This window comes from Lysinibacillus sp. RU7, from assembly GCF_057837305.1.
Genome location: NZ_JBYQFK010000034.1, coordinates 40,576 through 50,609, shown reverse-complemented (window position 1 = coordinate 50,609; position 10,034 = coordinate 40,576). Strand labels below are relative to the sequence as shown.

Annotated in this window: 11 protein-coding genes; 4 read left to right on the top strand and 7 right to left on the bottom strand. The window is 37.1% G+C overall.

Features of this window, described 5'->3' with window-relative positions:
• Window positions 1-381 precede the first annotated feature (381 nt).
• The 5 genes from AC3II9_RS19325 to AC3II9_RS19305 all read right to left on the bottom strand — a co-directional run bounded on the left by AC3II9_RS19325 (window position 382) and on the right by AC3II9_RS19305 (window position 5,174).
• Window positions 382-702 (bottom strand): hypothetical protein, encoded by a 321-nt coding sequence (locus AC3II9_RS19325; protein WP_489158083.1) that lies wholly within the window; start codon window positions 700-702, stop codon window positions 382-384.
• Between the two features lie 144 nt (window positions 703-846).
• Complete coding sequence (locus AC3II9_RS19320; protein WP_489158082.1) at window positions 847-1,635, bottom strand: HAD family hydrolase; 789 nt, start codon at window positions 1,633-1,635, stop codon at window positions 847-849.
• A 546-nt stretch (window positions 1,636-2,181) separates the two neighbouring features.
• Window positions 2,182-2,424, bottom strand: coding sequence for a DUF3006 domain-containing protein (locus AC3II9_RS19315; protein ID WP_489158081.1), 243 nt, complete (start codon window positions 2,422-2,424; stop codon window positions 2,182-2,184).
• Window positions 2,411-3,598 (bottom strand): MBL fold metallo-hydrolase, encoded by a 1,188-nt coding sequence (locus AC3II9_RS19310; RefSeq protein ID WP_489158079.1) that lies wholly within the window; start codon window positions 3,596-3,598, stop codon window positions 2,411-2,413. The genes AC3II9_RS19315 and AC3II9_RS19310 overlap by 14 nt, the downstream gene beginning before the upstream one ends.
• A gap of 73 nt (window positions 3,599-3,671) precedes the next feature.
• Window positions 3,672-5,174 (bottom strand): coproporphyrinogen III oxidase, encoded by a 1,503-nt coding sequence (locus AC3II9_RS19305; protein ID WP_489158077.1) that lies wholly within the window; start codon window positions 5,172-5,174, stop codon window positions 3,672-3,674.
• A 537-nt stretch (window positions 5,175-5,711) separates the two neighbouring features.
• Here AC3II9_RS19305 and AC3II9_RS19300 point away from each other — a divergent pair.
• Window positions 5,712-6,086, top strand: a complete 375-nt coding sequence (locus AC3II9_RS19300) for a hypothetical protein (protein WP_489158075.1) — start codon at window positions 5,712-5,714, stop codon at window positions 6,084-6,086.
• A gap of 36 nt (window positions 6,087-6,122) precedes the next feature.
• On the opposite strand, the gene AC3II9_RS19295 is transcribed toward AC3II9_RS19300, so the two are convergent.
• Window positions 6,123-6,464, bottom strand: a complete 342-nt coding sequence (locus AC3II9_RS19295; protein ID WP_431027913.1) for a YlbF family regulator — start codon at window positions 6,462-6,464, stop codon at window positions 6,123-6,125.
• 24 nt (window positions 6,465-6,488) lie between these two features.
• Complete coding sequence (locus tag AC3II9_RS19290; protein WP_489158073.1) at window positions 6,489-7,634, bottom strand: DUF445 domain-containing protein; 1,146 nt, start codon at window positions 7,632-7,634, stop codon at window positions 6,489-6,491.
• Window positions 7,635-7,761: 127 nt separating this feature from the next.
• Here AC3II9_RS19290 and AC3II9_RS19285 point away from each other — a divergent pair, with 127 nt between their 5' ends.
• From AC3II9_RS19285 to AC3II9_RS19275, 3 genes are all read left to right on the top strand, one after another.
• Complete coding sequence (locus tag AC3II9_RS19285) at window positions 7,762-7,971, top strand: YheE family protein (RefSeq protein WP_489158071.1); 210 nt, start codon at window positions 7,762-7,764, stop codon at window positions 7,969-7,971.
• A 160-nt stretch (window positions 7,972-8,131) separates the two neighbouring features.
• Window positions 8,132-8,503: a MerR family transcriptional regulator gene (locus tag AC3II9_RS19280; protein ID WP_489158069.1), complete on the top strand. Its 372-nt coding sequence runs from the start codon at window positions 8,132-8,134 to the stop codon at window positions 8,501-8,503.
• Window positions 8,504-8,540: 37 nt separating this feature from the next.
• Complete coding sequence (locus AC3II9_RS19275; RefSeq protein WP_489158067.1) at window positions 8,541-9,866, top strand: hemolysin family protein; 1,326 nt, start codon at window positions 8,541-8,543, stop codon at window positions 9,864-9,866.
• The last annotated feature ends 168 nt before the right edge of the window (window positions 9,867-10,034 follow it).

The following is a 10,034-nucleotide window of genomic DNA, read 5'->3' as shown; positions in this document are numbered from 1 at the left end:
GTCGTACTCTCAACTCTAGCGGATACAGATGTTTTTTTGTATTCTTTTTTAGCAAGAACAGATTTTGGTGTTGAGCCTGTAAAATACAGCAATTTTCTCATTTGTTCTTTCCCTCACTCGTTGCTTTTTTTATTAAAATACCGTAGCAGCTCCTAAAATCGCGAATAGCATATGCAAGCTACCAATCATAACGCCATCCATGATTTGTTGGAAAATGATTGTCATAGTTGTAGCTGTTCATATAACTGCTCTATGCTTTCTATCGGACACACCTCCATCCCCCTTCATAATAGTAGTACCATCAAGTGACATTTCGTTACAAAATAAAAAAGCTGCACTGAAAAAAATTTCCAGCATAGCTTTAGTTTATATAAATTCAATTTAAAGTTGTTTTAAACGTAGAAAAGTTAATACTTGCTCCGGTTGTTTAGCGAATACACTCATCTGCTCTGCCACACCAAAACCACCGATTGCTACGAGACCGATAATTCCGCAGGTGATTAAGCTTGATAAGATAGTGTGCTGCTTTTTCATCTCTTCATTTGCTTGGCGCTTATTTTGCTTACGTACAAGCTGTTTCAAACGAGCTGGTTGCTTTTCTATAATGTACGCACACATATAACATAGATTGGCAGAATATTGTTCAATTGTAATAGTCAATAGACTAATATTAGCTCTACCGCAATTTCCGCAAGTGCACATCATCATCCCTACTTTTCTACTGAATACTATTAGTATGCATTAAAATTTCTGATAATTCAATCATTTAAATTATTTATAGGTTGCTTTTCTTCCAAAGTAAAAGGAGGATCAAAAGCAGTAGCCTTCAAACCTCCATTGAATACTTTATAGTCCTTTGACAAGTTCTAAAAACTCTGTCAATGATGTTACTTCATATGTTGGTGTTACTTCTGGGTTTTGCGGTTTGTTTTCACGGTTAATCCATACGTTACGCATCCCAACACGTGATGAACCTAAAATATCTGTCATTAAATTGTCGCCAACCATAATGCCATCTTCTGCTGTCACGCCTGCTTTTTCCATCACATACTCGAAAATTGATGCATCTGGCTTCCCTTTCCCAAAGTCACCAGAAATAATGATATGGTCAAAATATGGGGCAATTTCTGGCGTAATTTCAAGCTTTAAGTTTTGTAAGCTTGGTGCACCATTCGTTAATAATACTAACTGGTATTTGCCTTTTAACTCGTCTAATACCGCAAATGTATCCTCGTATAGGAACGGCGCTTTTTTACGTTCTTCCACAAAGCGCTCCCCTAATTCTTTACCAAACTCCACATCGTCAATGCCTAACGCCTTTAAACCATTTGTCCATGCATCTGCACGGTAGCCTGGCACAATTCCCTTCATCGTTTGGAAAGAATCTGTCGGGTCATCAAACGTTCCCCATAATCCTTCAAACGGGTTAATCCCAATCATCACTGTATAATCATATGTTTCATACGCTTGATATAACTCACGCGCAGCTGCACGAACTGCCTCTTCTAATTTTTCACACGCTACTTCATATTTTGTCGCCGCGTATTCACATGTTTTTTCAAACGCTGTTTTTACTGATTTTTGATCCCATAAAAGTGTATCATCTAAATCAAAAATGATTGTTTTAATTGTCATCGGTTTCGCTCCTAAATCAAAATATGTACGTTTTTATTTTAGCATATTATGTGTTCTCTAATGCCACTCTTTATGACAAGTTCTCGTACTTTTCTAAAAAGTTTTAGTAGCTATTTTTTGATAACAACATGCTTGTGAATTTATTGTTAACGAATGTATTGGAATACGTTGATTTCCGCTACGGCACTCGCTAGCTTCAACTATATAAGTTCATTTTAATGTTCCAGCATAACGATTGACTTTAAAAATCGCTCTCCAAGTTGCAAGCTTATCGTCTCATTCGCTTTCATTTTGGCTAGAAATAAATGTTTTTTGACCGTTCACTGTAGCTTTTGACTGGATACAGTAAGGTGTTGCTCATGCCGGATTGTTTTGACCGGATGCAACGACTTTTTGCTCGGATACCATAGCTTTTGACCGTTCAATGTTGACAGTTTTAAAATAAATTACTGACCATTAATGGGAAATAAAGATTAAATTCAACTGATTTATTTCAAAAGTACAGTAACTAAAATAAGCTCAGAAGCGTACTTCTGAGCCTATTGCTTACTTTTTCTTTAACTTTTCCATTAATGCTTTTATACGATTTTCTGCTTGCTGTTTTTCTTCATGGAGTACGTAAAAACGATAGCCTTCGCCTGTATCTGTAATTCCCACAATATCGCCTTGCTCTAGCTCTATATCTATGTCAAAGCGATGAATGAGCAATTGTTCTACCTCATCTGGGCGCTTAAGAAAAATCGCATAGTCTCCTTCAAAACGATCCAGTGTATACTTATTCAAACTCACTAACAACGTCCCCTTTCGCATTCAATAGCTTCGCCGCATCGCCAGAATTTAGCCAAATCTGTTTATTTGTCCACTTTAATATTGTGCTCAATTCTTTTGCATCCGGTCCACTAGATACGGTAATCGTTTGACCCGGTTGTAACGTAATATTCGGGAAAGTAAATAGTTGATTCCCTTCGACGGATAGTAGTTGCCAGCTAGTTAGATTTACTGCTTCGCTGCCATTATTTTTTATTTTAACGAGCTCTGCTTCTACATCTTTACTAATGATTTCAACTTTACCTGTCGATTGTACCGGTACAGCACTTGTCGCCCCAACGCCCGTCCATTCAGGTGTATTCACTGAATAGCCTTTGCCATCTGTTGTCACAACAATATGTCCTGCTTCTGCTGTACTATAAATTTCACTACCTACTGCTTGCAAGCTTTCGATAACTTCAATATGAGGATGACCATATTTATTATCTTGCCCGTAACTTAAAATCGCTGCTTCTGGCTGCACTGCTTGAATAAAGGCGAGCGAACTACTCGTATTGGAACCATGATGGCCTGCTTTTAAAATCGTTGCCTGTACATGTTGCGTAGCCACCATCTCTTTTTCCATCTCAACTCCTGCATCCCCTGTTAATAAAAACGATACTTCTCCATATGTCACCTTTAACACAATGGATGCTTCGTTATTATCCGTAGCATGTTCATCTGCGCTTACTACGGTAATATCAAGCTCCTCATCTAAATTTACTTTTTCTCCTGTTTTCGGTACGGTATACGGAATTCCTTTATCGCCAACGAGTGTAATCATTTGCTCATATGTTTGAGACGTATGTACTTTTCCAGAATCAATAAAGTTTTTAATCGAAATGGAGTTCAATACCGAAATAAGTCCACCAATATGATCTGCATCAGGATGTGTCGCTATCACATAATCCAGTTGCTTCACGCCTTGCGCCCGTAAATAAGCAACAATATTGTTCCCTTCTCCTTTGACCCCACCATCAATTAGCATCGTTTTCCCGTTCGGTGATTGAATAAAAATCGAATCCCCTTGCCCCACATTTATAAAATGGACACGCATCTCTTTACCAGTTGACACAGTGACCGTTTCAGTAGGTTGTACCACTTCTGTGCAACCGACTAAAAAGAGCATCATAAATATGATTAATAATTTCTTCATCTTTAAAAATCCTTTTTGTTTTAATTGTACAAAAACAAAAGAGAAATAGCATACACTATCTCTCTTTTAAAATTTAACGATATAACTCATTTAAAATATTGATTTTCTTTTGAATGGCTTCTTCAAATGTCATGATATAGGCAGCGGGATCTTTTGGATTGTGGAATTGCGTAATTTTGCCCGTTTCTGGATGCACAAATTTAGAGGAAGCACCACAGCCAATCCCTAAAATCGTCTGCACCTCTTCCATAATCACAATATTGTAAACGGACTCCTCACCCGGTTTACAGTATCCAACATTTTCTAAATTACCCAAAATATTTTTTTGACGATATAAATAGTACGGTACGTAACCATTCGCTTTCGTCCAATCGCTTGCCATTTGCATCATTTGTGAAACGGTATCACGGTCGGCTACTTTATATTTATCTTTGTTGCGCGTCATTTCTGAGGCACGCTTAAAGCTCAGCGTGTGTACCGTCAAGCTTTCGGGCTGCATCTTGGCTGATTCCTCTAACGAATGCTGGAATTCTTCAATTCCTTCATTTGGTAAGCCGATAATTAAGTCCATGTTAATATTATTCATGCCCATATTGCGCGATAGCCAAAACTTATCAATCGTTTCTTGTACCGTATGGTGACGACCAATTGCCTTTAAAGTTTCTTGTGTGTACGATTGCGGATTAACTGAAATACGGTCAATCCCCCATTTTTTTAGCACATCAATTTTTTCAGGTGTAATCGTATCCGGACGCCCTGCCTCTACTGTAATCTCACGAATGGAATCTGTATTTGGGAACGATTCAAACATCGTTTGATATAGCGCATCCATTTCATGTGCTTCAATCGACGTAGGCGTTCCTCCGCCCCAGTAAATCGACGTAATGCGCATATTTTTTTCTGTTAACCATTTCCCCATTTCACGTAGCTCAATATGAAGTCCATCTATAAATTTCTCCACACGCCCTGCTTTTCGATTGCTTTGGATTGCATACGCTGGGAATGTACAATACGCACACATCGTTGGACAAAATGGCACACCGATATAAATGGAAATTTCGCGCCCGAGCTCATCTAAATCTGGAATGACTTGTAATTGACACGCAACAATTTCTTTTAATAAGCTAATTTTGGCATCAGATAGACGAAAATCTGCTTTGAGCTTTGCAAAAATTTGTTCTTCCGTTAAGCCTTCTTTACGGAATTTATGATAAAGTTTTGTCGGGCGTACCCCTGTTAAAATCCCCCACTGCTGTGTCATCCCCGTGTATTGCTCTAATACATCTAACATGACATGAGATAGCGCACGCTTCATCCGAATACTTTGCTCTTTTTCCGTTCCTTCTGTCGCATAACCAATGGCATACGTACTTTTATATTCCTGCCCATCTACGACAAGTGTGGCAGCCGTCGTAATCGTGTAGTGATCATCTATTGCATGCTCAAATGAAATGGACATATCTGATCCGTCTTGTGTAAATTGAATGACCGAGTCCTCATAAAATAAATTAGCAATATGATTTAATACACGGTTCCAGTCTTCTTTAAATTGTTCGTTAATGTGTATCGTTTTCATCTTTATTCTCTACCTTCACTAAATTCATCTATATTCAATACTTCATTACCTTTCAAAACATCTTTTCTATTGTATCAAAAAAATGCTCAATTCATAGCGATGAATACTCGTAAAAAAATTTACAATTACTTCAAATCCATTTCATGATGTATCAATAGTAGAGGTATATAGTATGAGGTATATAAGTTCATTTTAATATTCAAACATAACGATTGACTTTAAAAATCAACCTACACCTTGCGATTTTTTGACCGGATGTAGCGATATTTTGCGCACATACCAGGGGATTTTGACCGGATACGGCAAGGTTTTGCTCGTACCAGGTAGTTGTAATCAAATACGTTGATTTTCGCTCGGGCTGACTCAGCTCCTATCAATGAGCAAGCGCTTTTTATTAACCATTACATAAAAAAATTACGCGCATCATCTGCTGATTTTTTATTATCAATACATCTCATATAATATATATTTGTTATTATATTTTTTCGCTACATAGAGTATAATTTATTTAAATATTCTGAAAATGGGGGTTTTATTATGATGTTAACTGCAAAAAAAGTACCTTTTACAGAGATTTTAAAGAATATTGACTTGAAATTTTTTGAATTTAATATGAATCGTTGTGATGAACGTACGCTTTATGTATCAATTGCCATTTCTTCCAAGCAAGGCAACGCAGTTTGCGACTTAATTTATTTAATTGATAAAAACGATTTATATGGGGCGATTTCGTTAAATGCAAAATATGATACTGTACGAAATTTCTTTAAAAAAGATTTTAACTACGATCTTTTATATTCAGACGAACAAACCATCGCGAAAATGATTAGCCAAACAAAAGAATTCAAACACTGCCTTGAACGATTCGCGAAACTTTATCCAAAACATGTACAACCGAAGTTTTTCCATTAAAAAAAGGACCACATATATTGTGATCCTTGACAATACCTAAAGTCCTTCATAAAGTGATTGAATTGGCTCAACTAACATACGGTTGACTTCTTCAATCATCGTACTCATCGCCATTTCTGCTTCAAGCATTGCTAAAATTTTCATATTTTGTTGCGCAAGCTGTGCTGCCTTTTGTAAGTAGACATATTCATCTTCTAAAAGCTCTTCGCCAGCCATTTGTTTTTGCTGTAGCTTTTTTTGGATATCACGGAAGTTTGTAAATAATGTACGAGCTTCATCATCTTTTTTCACTTCTTCCACTGTCTCTTGTAACGCTTTAAATTCCTTTGTATCACGGAACACCGCTTCTAACTTTGCAATCTCATTATAAATTGTCATGTAATATGCCTACTCTCTTTTAATTTAGTTCGTTACAAACACGATAACGGCTTGCACAAATCCCACTATACCGCCGATAATACCACCGAGCCATGTAATCATTCGAAGCTCACGGCTAATAATACCTAAGACAAGTTCTTCTAGCTTCGCAATCGGGAACGAGTCTACTTGCTCACGCACGACTTCAGCTAAATTTAAACGCTTTAATACGTCTTCTATTTTGCTTTCTGCTTCCTTGAATACTTTATTCATTAAAGCCGGCAATAATTCATCTTTTGCCCAGTCATTTCCTTGTGGCCAATAATCTTGTATCGTTTTATTTAATCGATCATCGATTGCCAACTCGTGTTTCGCATAGCTTTGAATATTTGCCACAATCGTATCGAAGTTGATATCATGCATAAAATCCATTGCTGGCCGATCTTTTATTTTTTCCCACTCTGCTGTGAAAATTCGATTGAGCAGTGCACTTGTCCCCGGTGCTTGCAAAAACTTCACAAGCTCCCGTTGCACCTTTTCTACAAGTGATGTTGAATCGCCAACGAACATTTGAATCATACCACCAATTGACCCTTTTGACGATAAAAAGTCATCTAGCATATTTTTAATCGTTAGCGACCCCTCTGGCGATAAAAAATAATCTTCCCCTTTTTTCAAAATCTGTTCGACTGCTTCAGAAACTTTTTGATCTACTACTGCTTCTAAATCCTCGGGCAATAACTCTCGAATTTTTTTTGTTGATAATGTATGCTTCATATTTTCAAACTGGTTGAAAATAATCACATCGATTTTCCCTTCAACTGTTTTTGGTAAATGGCTAAACCCTGCTACCTCAAGCCAATCCTTTAACGTTTTCTCATTTAAAAAGATTTCCTGCTCTACTTTTGATTGTGCAAATTGTAGGACATTATTTCGCACATCGTTAGATAAGAATTTCTTTTTAATCGTGTCTGGCGTTAATAAATAGTCCGTTACCGTTTTCCCTAGTTGTACCGCCAGCACATCACGGCGTTTAGGGATTAGCCCAGGTGTCAACGGTAGACGCCACTTCATAAAATAAATCGGCTTGTACGGACGGAATAACATTTTAATGGCCATATAGTTCGTCGCTGCCCCAACAAGCGCACCGACACCTGCTAAAAATAATATTAGGACGAATAAATTATCCATTGTACCCTCTCATTTCTTTTCCTTTTTCTCATTTACTCATTATACCACTATTATGGAAATGATAGACTCTTTGATGATTGCATTTCACATGCTCTATCAAGTACGATTACAGAAAGGGGGAAGATTCATGATTCAGCATTTTAATTTTAAACCTTTGTACGAAAATGCACAGCTTCCAGGATGGGCACTCACATTTTTCTATAAACAACAACGTTATACTGCAGAATATAAAAAAGATGGTGGCATTACATTCATCGGAGAAGCACCATCACCAAATGATTTAGCAAACGTAGAAAAAATGATTCACGAGTTAATGCTATTTCATGTATACGACTAATATATCTACATACTTAAATGCGAGCTAAGAAAATACTTAGCTCGTATTTTTTATGTAAATCAAATGATTCGACAAATCCATTACAACACGTTATACTTTAAACTATAACGTTACGGTTTGGAGGTGATAATTTGGGAACGAGAAATTAAAAATTGGTGAGTTGGCTGCACAAACGGGTGTAACAAAGCGAACAATCGATTATTATACGAATCTTGGCTTATTACAAGTCGAGCGTTCCGTATCGAATTATCGCTATTACGACCGTGCCATGGTTGAACGGATTCATTGGATTGAGGAACAGAAGAAATCAGGGAAATGCCTTGATGAAATTCGTACACTGTTAACGATTGATGCGCCCATTGAAGAAGAGGTCGATATTCAAGAAATTCGCCTACAGATGCGAAAACTTGAACATAATGTGGCGAAATTAATGGAGCAGATGGACGAAACAGAAAAACAAAAATTACGCAAAAAAGTGTCACCTGAAAGTGTGGCACTCATGCAATCACTATTATTACTTTTAAACAACTAGGAGGTGAACGTTCTACTTTAGTGAGTAGAACGACTAATTGTCCACGGCAATTAACTTAATAATCTTTGCGATTTTAATCGCTTTAACAGCATTCTTCGTAGCGACTGAGTTCGCTATCGTAAAGGTACGTCAATCGCGTATTGATCAGCTTGTAGCAGAAGGGAAGGCAGGCTCTATTGCGGCTAAACAAGTAACGACTCATTTAGATGAGTATTTATCTGCCTGTCAGCTTGGTATTACAGTAACAGCGCTTGGTATTGGTATGGTTGGTGAATCAACATTTGAGTTTATTTTACACCCATTGTTCGAAACAATCGGTATTCCAACAGATTATATTCACTGGTTTACTATCGCAGCTGCATTTGCCATCGCCACATTTTTACACGTAGTTGTTGGTGAATTAGCACCAAAAACAATTGCTATTCAAAAAGCAGAAGCAGTCACACTTGCATTTGCAAAACCAATTAAATTTTTCTATAAAGTGATGTATCCATTTATTTGGTTATTAAATGGATCCGCTCGTTTATTACTAAAATTAGTTGGCATGAAGCCAGCAAGTGAACATGAGCTTTCCCATACAGAGGAAGAATTACGCTTACTATTATCTGAGAGTTATAAATCAGGTGAAATTAACGTCAATGAATTAAAATACGTTAATAATGTGTTTGAATTTGACGATAAAATCGCACGAGAAATTATGGTACCACGTACAGATATCGTTGGTTTCGAAGTAAATGCAACATTTGAAGAAGTATTAACCCAAATATCTGAAGAACGTTATACACGTTACCCTGTTTTCGAAGGAGACCGTGATACGATTTTAGGGTTTCTGAATATTAAAGATTTCTTAACTTTAGGGATGAAAAATCGTATTCAACCAGACACATTTAAACTATCAGAATTTATCAACCCAGTCATACGTACAATTGAAACAACGCCTATTCACGACTTACTACAAAAAATGCAAAAAGAACGTACACATATTGCGATTTTACTAGACGAGTACGGCGGTACAAGTGGCATGGTGACCGTTGAAGATATTTTAGAAGAGCTTGTTGGAGAAATTCGTGACGAGTTTGATGATGATGAAATTCCTGAAGTTCGTCGTGTCGGTGAAGGGCATTATTTAATCCACTCGAAAGTACTGCTTGGTGATGTGGCGAAACTGTTATATATTGACTTAGAACAACCAGAAATTGATACGATTGGTGGATGGTACTTTACAAATGAAATGGATTTGGATACATCAAAGTCCATTTATTATGAAGGCTACCAGTTCTCTATCAAAGAAAAAGAAGGGCACCAAATTCACTATCTTGAAGTGAAAAAAGGCGATGCACCTGAAGAGCTCGTAACAGATTAATAAACAAACCCGACTCGCCTTCAGCTAGAGCGAGGGCATAAAGGGGGGCTAGGAAGTTTTTACTTTCTAGCCCCCCTTCTATTGTGAGCTTATGAAAAAATACATGATTACAAAAAGCATTTTAAAATCATCGTTATTTGCACTCGATATAAAGACAAGATTTGTTTT